Origin of the sequence: Streptomyces lasiicapitis, from assembly GCF_014646335.1 — a bacterium.
Classification (GTDB): domain Bacteria; phylum Actinomycetota; class Actinomycetes; order Streptomycetales; family Streptomycetaceae; genus Streptomyces; species Streptomyces lasiicapitis.
Map to the genome: position 1 here is coordinate 374,712 of NZ_BMNG01000012.1, position 17,425 is coordinate 392,136.

Sequence of the window (17,425 nt, forward strand, 5' to 3'; positions counted from 1 at the left end):
TACGCCTCGTTCTGCGCCTCAACTCCGGGGCACCCAGGCCGACTTGACGTACTCCGACCGGATCGGCGTCAGCCGACCGACTTCGCCGCCGCCCGTCCTGCCGCGCGCCCCGAGAACAGGCAGCCGCCGAGGAACGTCCCCTCCAGCGAGCGGTAGCCGTGCACTCCCCCGCCGCCGAATCCGGCGGCCTCCCCGGCGGCGTACACACCCGGCAGCGGGTCGCCGCCCTCCTGGAGCACGCGCGAGGACAGGTCGGTCTCCAGACCGCCGAGTGACTTGCGGGTGAGGATGTTGAGGCGTACGGCGACGAGCGGACCGGCCTTCGGGTCCAGGATCGGGTGCGGCGCCACGGTGCGCACGAGCCGGTCGCCGACGAACTTGCGGGCACCGCGGATGGCGGTGACCTGGAGGTCCTTGGTGTACGGGTTGACGATCTCGCGGTCGCGGGCGGCGATGGTGCGGTGCAGGGCGGCCTCGTCGATGAGGGGTTCCTTGGTGAGGGCGTTCATGCCGCGCACCAGCGCGCCGAGGTCCCGTTCGACGACGAAGTCGGCGCCGTGGTCCATGAACGCCTTGACCGGTCCCGGCACGTCGGCCCGTGCCCGTCCGACGACCCCGCGCACCGACTTGCCCGTCAGATCGGGGTTCTGCTCGGAGCCGGAGAGCGTGAACTCCTTGCCGATGATGCGCTGGTTGAGCACGAACCACGTGTAGTCGTAGCCGGTGTGCATGATGTGGTTCAGCGTGCCGAGGGTGTCGAAGCCCGGGAACAGCGGTACGGGCAGGCGGTCGCCGCGGGCGTCCAGCCACAGCGAGGACGGTCCCGGCAGGATGCGGATGCCGTGCTTGTCCCAGATCGGGGCCCAGTTCTCGATGCCCTCCGTGTAGTGCCACATGCGGTCGCGGTTGATCAGGCGGGCGCCCGCGCGTTCGGCGATGCCGAGCATCAGGCCGTCCACGTGCGCGGGCACCCCCGAGAGCATCTTCTCCGGCGGGTTGCCGAGCCGCTCGGGCCAGTTGGCGCGTACGAGGTCATGGTTGCCGCCGATGCCGCCGGAGGTGACGATCACCGCCTGGGCGCGGAACTCGAAGGAGCCCGTCACCTCGCGGCCGCTCGCCTTGCCCCGCTCCACGTCGGACGGCTCCAGGACCTCGCCGGCCACGGTGTCCACGACGCCGCCCGTGCGGGACAGGCCGGTGACGCGGTGGCGGAACTTGAACTGGACCAGGCCGCGGGCCGCGCCCTCCTGGACGCGGCGGACGAAGGGGGCGAGGAGGCCGGGGCCCGTGCCCCACGTGACGTGGAAGCGGGGTACGGAGTTGCCGTGGCCCTGGGCGTCGTAGCCGCCGCGCTCCGCCCAGCCGACGACCGGGAAGAAGCGGACGCCCTGGGCGTGCAGCCAGGGCCGCTTCTCGCCTGCCGCGAAGTCCACGTACGCCTCCGCCCACTTGCGGGGCCAGTGGTCCTCGTCCCTGTCGAAGCCGGCTGTGCCCAGCCAGTCCTGGAGGGCGAGTTCCCGGTGGTCCTTGATGCGCATGCGGCGCTGCTCCGGGGAGCCCACGAAGAACAGGCCCCCGAACGACCAGAAGGCCTGGCCGCCCAGCGACTGTTCCGGTTCCTGGTCCACGAGGATCACCCGGCGGCCGGCGTCCACCAGCTCGGCGGTCGCCGTGAGGCCGGCGAGGCCCGCGCCGATCACGATCACGTCTGCGTCGTAGGCCATGGGGGCTCCTCTGGGGGTTCGGCTCGACCGGCGGGGGTTACCGGTGAGTCAGAATCCTGGGTCGGGCGGGGGGTGCAGTCAACTGCCCTGCGGGGCATTCCCCAACCCCGCCCCTTCCCGAAACCGGGGGCTCCGCCCCCGGACCCCCGTATCGGCCTGAACGGCCTCGTCCTCAAACGCCGGACAGGCTGAAACCATGCCGCTGCGGCTGGGGGTTTCAGCCCGTCCGGCGCTTGAGGACGAGGCGCGAAGCGCCGACAGGGGGAAAGGGGCGGAGCCCCAGACGGGGGCCGGGGGCGGAGGCTCCGTGGCGTGAGGTTGGATGGCGGGATGAGTACCGAGGAGCCTGCGGACGAGGTGCTGGACGTCGTCGACCAGGACGACCACGTCGTGGGGACAGCACCACGCGGCGAGGTGTACGCCCAGGGACTGCGGCACCGCTGCGTGTTCATCGAGGCCCGCGACGCCACCGGCCGCGTGTTCGTGCACCGCCGCACCCCGACCAAGCTGGTCTTCCCCTCCCTGTACGACATGTTCGTCGGCGGCGTGGTCGCGGCGGGCGAGTCGTACGACGACGCGGCGCTGCGCGAGGCCCAGGAGGAGCTCGGCGTCACAGGGCTCCCCCGCCCCGTACCCCTCTTCAAGTTCCTGTACGACGACGGCGCGGGCCGCACCTGGTGGTCGTCGGTGTACGAGGTGCGCTGCACGGCCCCGGTCAGCCCGCAGCGCGAGGAGGTGGCCTGGCACGACTTCCTCACGGACGAGGAGCTTGCGCGCCGGGCGGCCGAGTGGGAGTGGGTGCCGGACGGCCTCGACGCGTACGAGCGGCTGCGGGCGTTCCGGGCCACCGGCTGAGGGCCCGTCGGGCGGGGCCCCCGCCGCCCGACCTATCGTGCAACGGTGAGCACCTTCGTACAGAGCATCCGGCTGTGGTTCGCCCCCGAGCGGGTCCGGCAGGAGGGCGACACCCCCGACTACCGCTTCTCGCTCGCCAACGAGCGCACCTTCCTGGCCTGGCTGCGCACCGCGCTCGCGCTGATCGGCGGCGGCTTCGCCGTGGACCAGTTCCTGCCCGACCTGCGCTGGGGCGTACGCGTCGGCCTGGCGCTCGCGCTGCTCGGCGCCGGGGTGCTGTGCTCCCTGCGCGCGGTCAACCACTGGATGCGCTGCGAGCGGGCCATACGGCGCGGCGAGGACCTCCCCGCGTCCCGCTTCCCCGCCCTGCTGGGCGTGGTGGTGGCGGTGGTCGCGGTGGTCATGGTGGTGGTCGTGGTGTTCGGGTGGGAGGGGTGAGGGGCCGCGGGGCGGCGGGGTCCGGGGGACACGGGCGCGGAGTCGGCGCGGCCGCCGGAGACGGGGCATTCAGCAGCGCGGGCGGAGAGGTCGGCGGGAGCAGAGCCCGCGACGGACGCGGACCCGGCAGCGGAGGCGGAGCCAGCGGCCTCCCGGTCGGCGAGGGCTTCCGTGCAGGCGCCGAGGTCGGCGGGAGCGGAGCCTGCGGAGGAGGCGGAGGTGGAGGCGGCGCCTACGACGCCCCGGCGTCCCCGCCGCGGGACCCCGGGCTCCAACCCGAGCGGACGCGGCTCGCGTGGCGGCGTACGACGCTGACGTGCACCGTCGCCGCCGTGCTGGGCGCGCGGGCGGCGCTGCACGACGGCTCCTCGGCGGCGGACGCCGTCGCGTGCGCGCTGTGCCTGCTGCTGTGGCTGGGTTTCCTGGCCGTCGCGCACCGCAGGATGACGGCCCTGACGACGGCACGCCCGCACGCGATCGGCCCGCGCACCACCGCGGCGGCGGCCCTGTGCACGGCTGCCCTCGCGGTGTGCGCGGCGGCGATGATCTTCTAGCCCCGCTGATCGCGATCCCCGCTCGGGGCAGCCCGGCCCGCAGACAACGCCCTCCCGACAGCGAGACCCGTCCGGAGACGAGCCCAGCCCGCAAACACCGCCCACCCGGACACGAGCCCAGCCCAAGACAAACCCCACCTGGGCACGACGCCCACCCCGGGCACGAGCCCAACCCAGAAACACCGCCCACCCGGACACGAGCCCCGCCCGAGACAAGCCCCTCCCGGGCGCGACGCCCACCCCGGACGCAACGCCCACCCCGGACGCAACGCCCACCCCGGGCGCGACGCCCGCCCCGGAGGCGAGGCTCGCCCGCGCCGCACCCCCCTCAACTCCCCCCGTCCTCCCCCCAGTCCACCGTCACCACGATCTTCCCCCGCGTCCGCCCCTCCTCGCTCAGCCGGTACGCCTCCGCCGCGCGTTCCAGGGGGAACGTCTCGTGGACGTTGACGGTGAGGACGTCCTGTTCGGCGAGTTCGGTGAGGCGGTGGAGGTCGGCCGCGTCGGGGCGTACGAAGCAGTACTGGCCGCCGAGGGCGATCACGGAGCCGTCCGCGACGGAGGCGAGGCGGCCGCCGGGGGCGAGGAGGTCCGCGGAGGCGCGGAGCGCGTCGCCGCCGACCGTGTCGAAGGCCGCGTCGACGCCCTCGGGGGCGAGGGCGTGGACGCGTCCGGCGAGCCCCTCCCCGTACGCCACCGGCTCCGCGCCCAGCTCCCGCAGGTAGTCGTGGTTGCGCTCGCTCGCCGTGCCGATGACGCGGGCGCCCGCGTGCCGCGCGAGCTGCACCGCGAAGGAGCCGACACCGCCCGCGGCCGCGTGGACGAGGACCACGTCGCCCTCGGTGACCGCAAGCGCCTTGGTGAGCACCTGGTACGCCGTGAGGCCCGCAAGCGGCAGGCCCGCGGCCTCCTCGAAGGTCAGGTTCCGCGGCTTGCGCGCGAGCGTGCGCACCGGCGCCGCCACGTACTCGGCGAGGGTCCCGCGCGACAGGAAGTCCTCCCGCACATAGCCGATGACCTCGTCGCCGACGGCGAATTCCGGGACCGCGGCACCGGGCTGGACCACCACTCCCGCCACGTCCCAGCCCGGGATCACCGGGAAGACGGCGTCCAGGGCCCCGTCGAGGTAGCCCTCGCGGGCCTTGTAGTCGACGGGGTTGACGGCCGCGGCCCGCACCTTCACCAGGACGGCGTCGGGGCCGACCTTCGGGTCGCGCACATCGCCGTACTCGAGGACCTCGGGCCCGCCGTACGCGTGGTAGCTGATCGCTTTCATCGGGTCGCCTTCATCGGGTCGCCTTCATCGGTCGCCTCACGGAGAGTCATGGAAGTATGCGAAACATTTTCACAAGGGGATGAAGCAGGCATTTAGGACTAGCCTGAGAGGGTCATCCGGCACGGCGAGTCACCCGGCACAGCCCGAGACAGATGCTTCCGGCACAGAAGGTGTACGTCATGACCACGCTTCACCAGGAACACGCGGCCCACGACCACACCCACGGCCCGGCCTGCGGGCACACCGAGGTCCCGCACGGCGACCACGTCGACTACGCGCACGACGGCCATCTGCACCGCACGCACGACGGCCACTACGACGAGTGCGAGCCGAGCGCCCACATCGCCCACGAGGGCCATGAGCACCGGCACGGCGACGGCTGCGGCCACCCGGCCGTGGCGCACGGCGACCACACGGACTACGTCCACGACGGCCACCGGCACGCCGAGCACGACGGCCACTGGGACGATCACTGACGCCGACCAGCACTACCGGCACTACCGGCACCACCTGCCCCGGCAGCCACAGCGGCCCCGGCAGCACCTGATCCAGCCCTCCAGAGGCGCCCGGTCACCCCTTCCCCGGCCGGGCGCCCGCCCTTGCGCCCCCGCACCGCCGGGGCCCCACACTCCGCGATTCTGATCACGTTCGAGCCAGGCCCCCTGGACGACATACCGACTGGTCGGCATCATGAACGCCAAGTGCGTTGGCGCCACCGTCCGCAGTCCGTCGTCCGCCGTTCATGATCAGGAGCGATTCACCCATGAGCCCAGACCGTCCCGCAGGGCCGCCCGGCCTCGACCTCGACCGGCTGCGGGGGCACCTCGACCGCGAACGCCCGGGACTGCTCGGCGCGGGACCGCTCACCGCCCGGCTGATCGAGGGCGGCCGGTCGAACCTCACGTACGCCGTCTCGGACGGAACCGGACGCTGGGTGGTGCGCCGCCCGCCGCTCGGGCACGTCCTCGCCACCGCGCACGACATGAAGCGCGAGCACCGGGTCATCAGCGCCCTGCACCCCACCGACGTGCCGGTGCCCCGCCCTGTGCTGCTGTGCGAGGACGAGGAGGTGCTCGGCGCGCCCTTCTACGTGATGGAGTTCGTGGAGGGCACGCCCTACCGCACGGCCGAGCAGCTCGTGCCGCTCGGCCCGGAACGCACCCGCGGCGCGGTGCTCGGCCTCGTAGACACGCTCGTGGACCTGCACGCCGTGGACCCGGAGTCGGTCGGGCTCGGGGACTTCGGCCGGCCCGAGGGGTTCCTCGATCGCCAACTGCGGCGCTGGGGCAAGCAGTTGGCTGCCTCGCGCGGGCGTGAGCTCGCGGGTGTCGAGGAGCTGCACGCGGCCCTCGGCCGGGCCCTGCCCACCTCCCCCACGGCCACCGTGGTGCACGGCGACTACCGCCTCGACAACGTCCTCATCGAGCCGTCCAGGCCGTCCGACCCGTCCGCCGGGGCCGACCGCATCACCGCGATCCTCGACTGGGAGATGTCCACGCTCGGCGACCCGCTCACCGACCTGGGCCTGCTCGTGATGTACAGCGTGCGCCTCGAAGTGCCCGACTCCCCCGTCAGCACCACGGCGAGCGCGCCCGGCCACCCGGACCCCGCCGAGCTGATCGAGCGCTACGCGGCCCGCTCGGGGCGCGACGTCTCCGCCCTCTCCTGGTACACCGCGTTCGCCTGGTTCAAGCTCGCCGTGATCCTCGAGGGCATCCACTACCGCTACACGCTCGGCCAGACGGTCGGCGCGGGCTTCGACCGCATCGGCGAGCTGGTGCCCGTCTTCATCGAGCACGGCCTGACCACCCTGAACGAAGGCTGAGAGGACCCGGACACCATGGACTTCGCATACGACGCCCGTACCGAGGAACTGCGCGCCAGGCTGCTCGCCTTCATGGACGAGCACGTCCTGCCCGCCGAGCACGTCGCCGAGGAGCAGCGCGCCGCGCTCGCCTCGCCGTGGGACACGCCGGCCGTGGTCGGTGAACTCAAGGCCGAGGCCCGCCGCCAGGGCCTGTGGAACCTCTTCCTGCCCGATGCCGAGTACGGGGCGGGGCTCACCAACCTCCAGTACGCGCCGCTCGCCGAAATCACCGGCCGCAGCCCGCACTTGGCGCCGACCGCCCTCAACTGCGCGGCCCCGGACACCGGCAACATGGAGGTCCTCACCCAGTTCGGCACCGACGAGCAGAAGAAGCAGTGGCTGGAGCCGCTGCTCGCGGGCGAGATCCGCTCGGCGTTCGCCATGACCGAGCCGGAGGTCGCCTCGTCCGACGCCACGAACATCACCACGCACATCCGGCGCGAGGGCGACGAGTACGTCATCTCCGGGCGCAAGTGGTACATCTCCGGGGCGATGAACCCCGACTGCAAGGTCTTCATCGTGATGGGCAAGACCGATCCGGACGGGGCCGACATCCGGCGCCAGCAGTCCATGGTGCTCGTGCCGCGCGACACCCCGGGCGTCGAAGTGCGCCGCGCCATGCGGGTGTACGGGTACGAGGACCACTCCCACGGCGGCCACGCAGAGGTGGTCTTCGACGAGGCGCGGGTGCCCGTGACGAACCTCGTCGGGGAGGAGGGCGGCGGCTTCGCCATCGCCCAGGCGCGGCTCGGGCCCGGCCGCATCCACCACTGCATGCGGCTCATCGGCATGGCCGAGCGCGCCATCGAGCTGATGTGCCGCCGGGCCGTGGAGCGCACCGCGTTCGGCAAGCCGCTGGCCCAGCAGGGCGTGGTGCAGGAGTGGATCGCGGACGCGCGGGTCGCCGTCGAGCAGGTGCGCCTCCTCGTCCTGAAGACGGCCTGGCTGATGGACACGGTGGGCAACAAGGGCGCGCACACCGAGATCCAGGCCATCAAGATCGCCACGCCCCGGGCCGTCGTGGACATCCTCGACCAGGCCGTGCAGCTCCACGGCGCGGGCGGCGTCAGCCAGGACTTCCCGCTCGCGGAGCTGTGGGCGGCGGCGCGCACGCTGCGCCTTGCCGACGGGCCGGACGAGGTGCATCAGCGGTCGCTCGCGCGGCGGGAGCTGAAGCGGTACATGTGAGGGCGGTGTCATGACTGTGGGGCCCGTCGCCGACGCGGCGGGCCCCACAGTTTCGCGTCCGTGCGACTACGGCCGCAGCGCCCGCAGCAGCAGGTCCGCCAAGTGGTCCGCGACCTGCTGCGGGGTCAGGGGACCGTCCGGGCGGTACCACGTCGACAGGTGGTGGACCGAGCCGAAGTGGTAGTCCACGACCAGGTCGGCCGGGGTCGCCGTGGAGAAGACGCCGGACTCCTGGCCCTCCTCGATCAGCGCCCGGAACCGCTCGTGGTAGCGCCGCCGCTCCGCCCGCACCTGCTTGTGCTTCTCCGGGCTGAGGTGGTGCATCGACCGGAAGAAGATCGCGGCGTCGTCGAGGTTCGCGATGGTCGTGACGACGACGTCGGCCGCCGCGCCCCGCAGCCGCCGCTCCACCGGCTCGTCCGCGTCGGCGAACGCGTCGAGGCGCTCCTGCTGCACCCGCAGCATCCGCGCGTACACCTCGTGCAGCAGGTCGTCCTTGGACCCGAAGTAGTGGTACAGCGCGCCCTTGGTGACGCCGGCCGCCTCGACGATCTCCTGCACGGACGTACGGTCGTAGCCGCGGTCGGCGAAGAGCCGGGTGGCGGCGGCGAGCAGCCTCTGCGGGACGGGCGTGCCGTCACCGTCCGTCGTTCTGGCCACTTGCCGCCACCTGCCTTCCGTTCATGGTCTTTCCGTCTTCCGTCTGCCGTCTGCACGGGCGGGAACACGGGTCCCGCCTCAGGAGCGAGAACGCAGTTCCCGCCGGAGGATCTTCCCACTCGCGGTCTTCGGCAGCTCGGCCAGCACCTCCACCGCACGGGGGTACTTGTACGCGGCGAGCCGTTCCTTGCAGTACGCGATGAGTTCGGTGGCGTACGCGTCGGCCCCGGCGGCCCCGTCTGCGCCCGTCCGGAGGCTCACGTAGGCCTTGACGCTCTCCCCGCGGTAGGCGTCGGGCACGCCCACGACGGCGGCCTCGCGGACCGCGGGGTGCGTGTAGAGGACGTCCTCGACCTCGCGGGGCCAGACCTTGAACCCGGACGCGTTGATCATGTCCTTCTTGCGGTCGACGACGTACAGCCAGCCGTCGGTGTCCATGAAGCCGATGTCGCCGGTGCGCAGCTCGCCGCCGGGGAAGGTCTCGGCGGTGGCCTCGGGGCGTTTCCAGTAGCCGGGCACGACCTGCGGTCCGCGTACGACGATCTCGCCGGGCGTGCCGAAGGGCACCTCCTCGCCGAGTTCGTCGAGGACGCGGACGACGGTGTCGGGTCCGGGCACGCCGACCGCGAGCGTCCCGGAGTCCGGGTCGACGGGGGCCCGGCGGCCCGGCGGTACGGAGGCGCAGGGGGCGGTGCACTCGGTGAGGCCGTAGCCGTTGTGGAGGTAGGGGCCGAAGCCCTCGCGGAACTTCTCCACGAGCGCGGGCGGCAGCGGCGCGCCGCCCGACGAGATCAGCACGAAGGAGTCGAAGTGGGCGCGCGTGGCGGCCGGGTGGGCGGCGAGCGCCATGAAGGCGGTGGAGGGGCCGACGGTGTACGCGGGCCGGTGCTCGGCGAACGCGTCGAGGACCACGCCCGCCTCGAAGCGGTAGGCGAGGGCGAGCGTGCCCGCGTTGGTCAGGCAGGCGGCGAGCTGGGCGACCATGCCGGTGATGTGGAACAGCGGGGCGAGCGCGAAGTAGCAGGCGCCTTCGGGTATGCCGGATCCGGCGCGCTGGCGTTCGGCGTTGTAGGTGATGTTGCCGTGGGTGTTCATGGCGCCCTTGGGGGTGCCGCTGGTGCCCGACGTGTAGCTGATCAGGGCGGTGTCGGAGGGTCCTGCGGCGCGGCCACCGGGAGCGGGCAGGCCGAGGCGGGCCACGGTCAGCAGGTCGTCGGCGTCCGCGGCGCGCGGCAGCCGCTCGAAGCCGAGCACGCGCGGGTCGTTCCGCGTCTGGAGGTCGAGCTGGCAGGCGGTGAGGACGACGCGGACGCCGGTGCCGGCCGCCGTCTCGCGCAGGTGGCCCTCCCAGGCCTGGTCGGCGCAGACGAGCGCCGTCACGTCGGCGTCGGTGAGGATGTGCCGGGTCTCGGCCGACTTGTACATGGGGTTGACGGGCACGACGGTGGCGCCGGCCTTCCAGGCGGCGAGCAGCGCGATCACGAAGTGCGGGGTGTTCTGCAGCACGATCGCGACGCGGTCGCCCCGGACCAGGCCGCGAGCGGCGAGGTGCCCGGCGACGGAGTCGGTGAGCGCGTCGACCTCGCGGTAGCTCAGACGCCCGTCGAAGTAGGCGAGCGCGGTGCGCTCGGGCACGGCGACGACGGCGGCCCGGAAGGCGTGCACGACGGAGGCGGCGGGCGCGACGGGGGCACGCTGGACCTCACTGAGGAGGCCGAGCCAGGGCTTGGCGGCGTATCCGGAAGGTCCGGAGGGTTCCGTGGGTGTCGCCGGGGATTCGTTCACCGCTCGGACTCCTCCCACTTCTGCTGGATGTGGTTCATGCCCGTGAGCCACTTGTCCGGGGTCGCGGCGCGTGCCTGGTAGTACGCGGCGACGTCCGGGTGCGGCAGGATCAGGAAGCGGTCCTCGGCCATGCCGGTGAACAGCGCGTCGGCGACGTCCTGAGGCTCGATGGCGGTGGGCGCGAGGACGAGTTCGCCGGCCGAGCCCGCGGCGGTGAGCATGTCCGTGCGCACGCCCTGCGGGCAGATCGCGTGCACCTTGAGGCCGCGGTGGCGGTACGTCAGCGACAGCCATTCGGCGAAGGCGTACGCCCCGTGCTTGGTGACGCTGTACGGCGCGGCGCCCACCATCGTGAGCAGCCCGGCCGCGGACACCGTCGACACGAACCGGCCCTCGCCCCGCTCCAGCCAGCCGGGCAGCAGCGCGTGCGCGGCCCGCACGTGCGCCATCACGTTCACGTCCCAGGCGTCGGCCCACACCCGCTCGTCCGCGGCCTCGGTGCCGCCGGACGCCAGGCCCGCGTTGGCGCAGTACACGTCGACGGCGCCGTCGAGCGCGGCGAGGGCGTCGGCGACGACCGCGGAGGCGTCCCCGGGCACGGCGACGCCGCCCACCTCGGCGGCCACGGCGCCCGCTCTGGCGGCGTCCAGGTCGTTGACGACGACGCGTGCCCCGGCCGCGGCGAAGCGGCGGGCCAGCGCGGCCCCGATCCCGCTCCCGGCTCCGGTGACGACGACTCCCTTGCCCTGCAGGCTCTCCACGGGCGGTCTCCTTCGGCCTCGAACACGCTGCGGTCGATCACGCTCCACGGCAGACTAACCGGTCGGTATGTAGTGCGAAAGGGGGCACCCGGCCACGTCCGGAGGGCCGGTCGGCGTCAACGGCTCAACGACTCAGCCACCAGCGCTCGTTGTCCTTCGCCAGGGCGTCCCACAGCAGGTTCAGCGGGTGGCCGGCGTCGTACGAGGCACGGTCGCCGCGCCGGGTGAAGACGCCGACGAGGACCTCGGTGCGCGGGCCGACGTCCCCGATCACGTCGAGCCGGCGCAGGCCACCGGCCTCGGGCAGGCTGCCGGACTCGGCGGCCTCCGCGATGCCTCGGGTGACGAGCATGGCTCCGCTGACCAGGCCGGAGCGCAGCAGCTCGAAGCCGTAGTGCGCGGCCTCGATCTCGGCCGCGATGGTCATCGCCTTGCGGAAGTCGGCGCCGTACCAGGCGGTGAGGAAGCGGGCGATGAGGCCGCCCGCGGAGACCACCAGGGGCAGTCCCGGCAGCTCGCTGGCGTTGACGGTGCCGGCGGTCACGGCGGTGTCGGAGGTGCCCGCCGGATCGGCCGCCTCGGCGGCCTGCCCCGGCAGTTTCTGCGGCGGCAGGTTCGTCAGGATCGACAGGCCGCTGCGGCGCCACTCCACGATCTCGTACGGATCGAGCTCGTCCTCCTGCCCCTCGGTGACGACGATGCTGCCGCACACCAGGTCCAGTTCCTTGGACTGCAGGCGGGCGAAGAGGTCACCGGTGCGCACGTGGGTGACCTTCAGGTCCACGCCCCGGCGTTCGTACACGTCGCTGACGCGCTCCACCGCGTCGAGGAGGAAGCCCAGCGTGTAGCGGGTCGAGCCGACCGAGAGGGTGCGCCCGAGGCGGCGGCGCGCGTCGTTGATGCCGTCCGACCAGGCGGACAGCGTGCTGCGCGCGAGTTCGACCAGATGCTCGCCGGTGGCGGTGAACAGCACGTCCTTGCCGCGGCCCCGCTTGAGCACCAGCGCCTCACCGCACAGCGCGCCGAACGTGCGGTTCATCGTGTCCAGTTGCTTCTGCACGCTCGACTGCTCGCGGCCGAGCTGGCGCGCGGCGGCGAGCGCCGTGCCGGTCTCGTGCACGGCGAGCAGCGTACGGAGCTGATCCATGGTGGTGTCCAGCAGTTCCGCGGGGTACGCGGGGTTCTGCGCGGGACCTGTTAAGGCCATGCTGACTTTCTCTCTCCAACTCCCTTTGAGTTTTAGGCATTGCAGCATAGCCGCCGCGGAAACTGATCCACGGATCACCCCAAATTATCTGGGGATTTCTTCCAGAAAATACTGGCTGCGTTCGACGTACCCGTGGAAAGGTCGAGCCAATCCCAGTCGAACCTTCATCTCTGCAAGGAGAGTTGTACCCGTGAGTCATTTCCAGGCCGCGCCCGCGCCGCCGGTCGGTCCCCGCAGCGCGGCCCGCGCAGCCCGCGCGGTCCGGCGGCCCGGCTCCCTCACCGCTCTGGTCTGGACCTCTGTCATTTCCGTGGTGTCCGCCGTCATCGGCGCGGTGCTCGTCTTCGCCGGCGGCAATGACATGGCCGACGAGAACATCAGGGATGTCATCGACGACCACCCGGACGTCGTCGGGCTCCCGTCGAATACGTCAGCGGCCGACATCAAGTCGCTGTCCGGGCCCATCTGGGACGAGCTCGTCAGCGACCGCGCCGGTTCGCTCGCGGCGCGCGCCGGATTCGCCATTTTCACCGCCGCGTGCGTCCTCGCATTCACGCTCTGCGTCCGCAAGAACGCGGCCACTTGGGCGCGTGTCCTCATTACCATTTCGGGCGTCGTCGCACTGTTCCCCCATATCCTCATCTTGGGTGACTACGAACCCGAAACCGTCATGGCGTTCAGCTTCGTGGCGCTGCTCGCGACGCTGGTGGCGATCGTGCTCTGCTGGCTGCCGCCGACCAACCGTTACGCCCGCGAACGCAAGGCGGGACCGCCGGCCTGGCCGGCCTCCTGACCGGCGTCCGCCCCCGAAGACCCACGCGTGGGCCGGTGCCGCCGCCCGGGGGACGGCACCGGCCCACGCGTGTTCCGCCGCGACGTCTTCTCAGCGGGCCGAGGCCGCAGGACGATGCGGTCGTGCAGCCCTACTGGGAATTGACCTTCGACGCCGACGGAGACGTCGACGCCGCGCAGCGTGACCGGCTCCTCTCCGGAGCGGAGTCCGAACGCGTCACCGATCTGCTGGTGTTCGCGCACGGCTGGAACAACGACCAGCGGACGGCCAGGAACCTCTACCGGCGCTTCTTCGAGCCGTTCGACCGGCTCGCGGGCCCCGGGGTGCGCCTCGGCTACACCGGGATCCTGTGGCCCGCGATCCGCTTCCCCGACGAACCGATCCCCGACTTCGAACCCATCGCGGCCCCGCCCGCCGGCCCCCGCGATCCGGGTGATCCCACCCTCGACGAGCCCACCCGCCGCCTCCTGGAAGTGGTGTTCCCCGGCCCGGCGAACGCGGCGCACATCGACCGCCTCGCCCAGCTCCTCCAGGAGCGCGCCGAAGTCCGCTCCCGCCTGGACGAGTTCGCGCGGCACGTCCGCGACCTGGTGGCCGTGCGCGAGTCGGGCCCGGCGCACGAGTTCGGCGACGACCTCGGCGCGGGCGAGCCCGCCATGCTCACCGACGACGCCGTCGAGGTCTGCGAGGTGTTCCTCGCCATGCTGGACGACATCGGGGCCACCGGGGGCACCGGGGCCACCGCCGGCCAGGAGCTCCTCGGAGGCCTGCGCAGGCGGCTGTGGAACGGCGCGAAGGAGCTGCTTCGGCAGGCCACGTACTACTCCATGAAGCGCCGGGCGGGCGCCATCGGCCAGTTGGGGCTCGGCGCGACCCTCGGGCTGCTCGCCCGTGACGTGCCGGACATCCGGGTGCATCTCGTCGGGCACAGCTTCGGCGCCCGTCTGGTGGCGTACGGACTGCGCGGCATGCCCGCCGGGGTGCGCTGCGTGAAGTCCGCGACGCTCCTCCAAGGGGCCTTCTCGCACTACGCGTTCAGCGCCCGGCTGCCGCACGACCGGTCGCGCGGGGGCGCGCTGCACGGGGTGCAGCGGCGCGTCGACGGGCCGCTGATGTGCTGCTACTCGCGCCACGACGACGCGCTCGGCAAGTTCTATCCGCTCGCCTCCAAGCTCGCCGGGGACTCCTCCAGTTTCCTCGGCCTGTGGGAGCGGTGGGGCGCCCTGGGCTTCGACGGGATCAAGGCCGTCGACGGTGCCCGGCGGGTCAAGCTCGGCGAAACGCTGCCCGCGCGGGGGTGCGTGAGCGTGGACACGGCGGCCGTGGTGCGGCGGGGCGGTCTGCCCGACGGCGCGCACAGCGACATCTGCCACGAGGAACTGGCACGTGCCGTGTGCGCCGCCGGCCGGATCGCCCGCGCCGCCCGGTGACGGCTCAGCGGTGCCGGGGGAACTCCACGACCTGCTGGTACGTCGGCCGGTTCTGCCACTGCACGGCCCGGTGCGTGATGCCGCCGAGCGCGCGGTGGATCACGGCGTCCGCACACCACTGTTCGCCCGCCTTGCAGCTGGCGTCACCGGGATAGACCTCTGACGCGGGCTTGGCGACGGCCTGGCCGAGTGTCTTCAGGAGCGCGTCCCGGCAGGCGTCGAGCTTGCCGTCGCCACAGTACGCGGTCTTGGTCCAGCCCTCCACCGGCTGCCCGAGCACGGTCCGCAGGTCCTTGTCCGCGTAGCCCCACCAGCCGTACTGGAAGGCCGACCCGGCGTGCGCGCCGGTCGGTCCGTGCCCGGCCGACGGCGACTCGTCCACGCCGAGCTGCGCGGTCAGCGAGCCGTAGAGGTCCGGGCCGAGGCCGGGCTTGAACGCGGCCTCGACGAGCAGCGGCCACCAGGCGTCCATGATGCGTACGGCGTCGGGGTGCGCGTAGGCGTGCGAGCCCTGCGCGGTCTCCTTGCGCTGCGACCCCGCCTTCCCCCACGCCTCCAACTGCTGTACGGCCTTGGCGAGTTGGGGGTCGTCGATGGGCTTGCCCCGCACCACCTTCAGGAGCTCCGGCAGGACCTGTTCGCCGCGCAGGTCGGTGACGGCGGCCTCCGCCATGGCCTGGGTGAGGGAGGAGCGGGTGACGCCGCCCTTCTCGACGAGCTTCTTCACCCGGTCGTCCAGCAGGTCGCCGCGGTGCACGGCGCCCAGGCCGAAGCCGGAGGCGCTGAAGTCGTCGGCCTGCTTGTTGTTCCAGGAGATGTAGTAGTCCTGGTTGACGGAGTTCGGGTGCTCGGCGGACGGCGTCCGCGCCGAGGTGTTGTCCTTCGGGTCGAAGTCCCGCCACTCATAGGACTGTTGGGCCTTCACGGGGAACGACGGGTCGATGTCCTTCGCGCGCTCGGGGTTGGCGCCGCTGTTGTAGTACGCGGTGTCGCGCGAGTCCGCGTAGAACCAGTTGAAGGCGTACGAGATGTGCTCGGCCGCCTTCTTGAAGGTCGCCGCGTCCTTGACGTACGAAGGATCGTTGAGCATCTGGAAGCCGATGATCGAGTCGGCCTCGTGCCGGTAGGTGGACCGCAGCGAGACGTACGCGACGGGCTTGCCGTCGATGGTCGCCCGGTGCGTGACGATGCCGTAGTTCGTGCGGAAGACCTGCATGCGGTAGGAGCCCGCCGCCGTGGAGTCGGCGAGCGTGGGCTTCCAGGCGTTCTTGCGCTCCAGCTTGTCCATCGGGGTGCAGGTGCCGCGGTAGAGGTAGTGGGTCGCGTCCTTGCCCGGGGTCCCGCCGCCGGGCGCGCACAGCTCCACGGCGTACGTGTCCGTGATGTCCTGGCCCGCGGACGTCGCCGACCACGCGTAGTCCTGGCCGCGGCCGAGCTGGACGTACATGCCGACGCCGGCGAAGGAGACGCCGCGCGCGCTGATGCCGGGGCCCTGGAGCTCCTGCTGCATCAGGAGCTGCGGCGCGAAGTAGCCGGTCTGCGGCCCGAACACGGCCACGGGGTTGCCACTCGCGGTGTGCTTGCCGGAGACGACCAGGGCATTTGACATGCCCTTCTTGTTGGCGGGGTTGCCCGCGCCTGGGGTGCCGGGCGCGCCGCCGAACAGGTCGGCGGGCAGCACGCCGTCGTCGTACATGCCCTGCAGCGGCTTGAGCTTCCTGGGGGCCTTGACCGGGTCCTTCGGGGCTTTCGTCGGGTTCTTGGCGGTCGCCTTGGCGCCGCCCTCGCGGTCGTACACGAGCTGCTCGCGCTCCACCGACCCGGCGTCGGGAAGCGCGGTGCCGCGCGCCTTGTCCGGCTTGCCCGCGTACGGGAAGCTGCTGCCGTCGTGGATGGTCTGCACGGTCTCGGGGTCGTTGCGACTGCGGAAGGTCTCCCAGACCTCGGTGCCCTTCTCGACGCCGTACTTCTGCTGCGCGGCGAGCAGCGAGAGCGCGGACTCGACCTCTCCCCCGCCGCCGTTGCCGAACAGGCCGCCGACCACCGAGGCGAGCGCGATCATGTCGGTGACCTTGAAGGGCTGGATCTCGCCGACGTTGGTGATCGCGTCGATCTTGCCGGTGAGCACGTACTCACCGGGGAAGTAGCGGCCGTTCTTGGACTTCTCGCGGTAGGCGTTGAGGCCGTCGACGTAGGCCTGCGCGTCCTCCATGGCCCGCTGGCCGCGTTCGCCCTGCGTCGACTTGATGTACTCGACCTGCCGCTCCAGGTCCTGCTCGGTGTACGGGGCCTGCGGCCAGAACTGCTGCTCCAGGCCCTGGTTGGACGGGGCGCCGCCCGCGAACGGGGTCAGCTCGCCGCGGCCGATGTGCCGGAACAGGTCGATGAGCCACAGCCGGTCCTGCCCGGCGGCGAAGCCCGCGCCGAACTCGGTGCCGTAGCGCGTTGTGCCCTGGATGTGCGGGATGCCGTACTTCTTGTCACGGGTGATCGTGACGTCGTCGCGCGGCTTGGTGACGGAGGCGACCTGGTCGGGCTCCACGCCGAACGAGGCGTCGTTGAAGAACTCGGTGAGCTTGTCGTCGGTGAGCGAGGGGTAGCCGGACGACAGCGCGTCGTACGGGCCCAACTGGTCGTCGGCGTGCGCGGGCTGGGTGCCGAAGACGCGGTGGCTGAGGATCTCGGCGAGGGTGGCGTTGCCGTTCGCGCCGGGCGGCAGGATGTCCGCGCAGTTGTCGCCGCAGTAGTCGGTGACGGGTGGGGGTTCCGCGGCCGCGGCACCGGGTCCCGGCGCGAGCAGCAGGGAGGCCCCGAGAACCAGGGCCGCTGACGTGGTGAGGGTTCTGAGCCGTGCGATGCGTCGTCGCATAGGTGCTCCTCCGGAAGG

The 17,425-nt window shown here is 72.2% G+C and carries 14 protein-coding genes and 1 pseudogene; 8 read left to right on the forward strand and 7 right to left on the reverse strand.

Features of this window, described 5'->3' with window-relative positions; translation table 11 throughout:
- Positions 1-68: 68 nt before the first annotated feature.
- Entirely contained in the window at positions 69-1,724 is a 1,656-nt protein-coding gene (locus IEY91_RS27115) for an FAD-binding dehydrogenase (protein WP_189175987.1), read from the reverse strand.
- A 330-nt stretch (positions 1,725-2,054) separates the two neighbouring features.
- Between IEY91_RS27115 and IEY91_RS27120 the strand changes: the two genes are divergently transcribed.
- The 3 genes and pseudogenes from IEY91_RS27120 to IEY91_RS27130 form a co-directional block, all read left to right on the forward strand.
- On the forward strand, positions 2,055-2,579 hold the full coding sequence (locus IEY91_RS27120) for an NUDIX hydrolase (protein ID WP_164326239.1): 525 nt from the start codon (positions 2,055-2,057) through the stop codon (positions 2,577-2,579).
- 45 nt (positions 2,580-2,624) lie between these two features.
- Positions 2,625-3,017 (forward strand): YidH family protein, encoded by a 393-nt coding sequence (locus IEY91_RS27125; protein WP_189175988.1) that lies wholly within the window; start codon positions 2,625-2,627, stop codon positions 3,015-3,017.
- Positions 3,018-3,262: 245 nt separating this feature from the next.
- A pseudogene (locus IEY91_RS27130) lies at positions 3,263-3,571 on the forward strand (DUF202 domain-containing protein); the annotation flags it as partial.
- Positions 3,572-3,899: 328 nt separating this feature from the next.
- Here the strand turns inward: IEY91_RS27130 and IEY91_RS27135 are convergent.
- Positions 3,900-4,847, reverse strand: a complete 948-nt coding sequence (locus tag IEY91_RS27135; protein ID WP_164328669.1) for an NADP-dependent oxidoreductase — start codon at positions 4,845-4,847, stop codon at positions 3,900-3,902.
- A gap of 179 nt (positions 4,848-5,026) precedes the next feature.
- Between IEY91_RS27135 and IEY91_RS27140 the strand changes: the two genes are divergently transcribed.
- The 3 genes from IEY91_RS27140 (at position 5,027) to IEY91_RS27150 (ending at position 7,902) form a co-directional block, all read left to right on the forward strand.
- The gene (locus IEY91_RS27140) at positions 5,027-5,323 is read left to right on the forward strand and encodes a hypothetical protein (protein WP_189175989.1); all 297 of its coding nucleotides are present in this window, start codon (positions 5,027-5,029) and stop codon (positions 5,321-5,323) included.
- Between the two features lie 287 nt (positions 5,324-5,610).
- The gene (locus tag IEY91_RS27145; RefSeq protein WP_189175990.1) at positions 5,611-6,672 is read left to right on the forward strand and encodes a phosphotransferase family protein; all 1,062 of its coding nucleotides are present in this window, start codon (positions 5,611-5,613) and stop codon (positions 6,670-6,672) included.
- Positions 6,673-6,687: 15 nt separating this feature from the next.
- Complete coding sequence (locus IEY91_RS27150) at positions 6,688-7,902, forward strand: acyl-CoA dehydrogenase family protein (RefSeq protein WP_189175991.1); 1,215 nt, start codon at positions 6,688-6,690, stop codon at positions 7,900-7,902.
- Positions 7,903-7,968: 66 nt separating this feature from the next.
- On the opposite strand, the gene IEY91_RS27155 is transcribed toward IEY91_RS27150, so the two are convergent.
- From IEY91_RS27155 to IEY91_RS27170, 4 genes are all read right to left on the reverse strand, one after another.
- Positions 7,969-8,562 (reverse strand): TetR/AcrR family transcriptional regulator, encoded by a 594-nt coding sequence (locus IEY91_RS27155; protein WP_164326234.1) that lies wholly within the window; start codon positions 8,560-8,562, stop codon positions 7,969-7,971.
- 78 nt (positions 8,563-8,640) lie between these two features.
- On the reverse strand, positions 8,641-10,347 hold the full coding sequence (locus IEY91_RS27160) for an AMP-binding protein (protein ID WP_229697248.1): 1,707 nt from the start codon (positions 10,345-10,347) through the stop codon (positions 8,641-8,643).
- Complete coding sequence (locus IEY91_RS27165; RefSeq protein ID WP_164326232.1) at positions 10,344-11,108, reverse strand: SDR family oxidoreductase; 765 nt, start codon at positions 11,106-11,108, stop codon at positions 10,344-10,346. Before IEY91_RS27165 ends, IEY91_RS27160 begins: the two co-directional genes overlap by 4 nt.
- Positions 11,109-11,232: 124 nt before the next feature.
- A complete protein-coding gene (locus IEY91_RS27170; RefSeq protein WP_164326231.1) occupies positions 11,233-12,315 on the reverse strand; it encodes a LysR family transcriptional regulator in 1,083 nt (360 codons plus the stop codon).
- Between the two features lie 190 nt (positions 12,316-12,505).
- Here IEY91_RS27170 and IEY91_RS27175 point away from each other — a divergent pair, with 190 nt between their 5' ends.
- Positions 12,506-13,108, forward strand: coding sequence for a hypothetical protein (locus tag IEY91_RS27175; protein ID WP_229697249.1), 603 nt, complete (start codon positions 12,506-12,508; stop codon positions 13,106-13,108).
- Between the two features lie 122 nt (positions 13,109-13,230).
- On the forward strand, positions 13,231-14,538 hold the full coding sequence (locus IEY91_RS27180) for a serine-threonine protein kinase (protein WP_189175993.1): 1,308 nt from the start codon (positions 13,231-13,233) through the stop codon (positions 14,536-14,538).
- 4 nt (positions 14,539-14,542) lie between these two features.
- On the opposite strand, the gene IEY91_RS27185 is transcribed toward IEY91_RS27180, so the two are convergent.
- Entirely contained in the window at positions 14,543-17,407 is a 2,865-nt protein-coding gene (locus IEY91_RS27185) for a penicillin acylase family protein (RefSeq protein ID WP_189175994.1), read from the reverse strand.
- Positions 17,408-17,425: the final 18 nt, after the last annotated feature.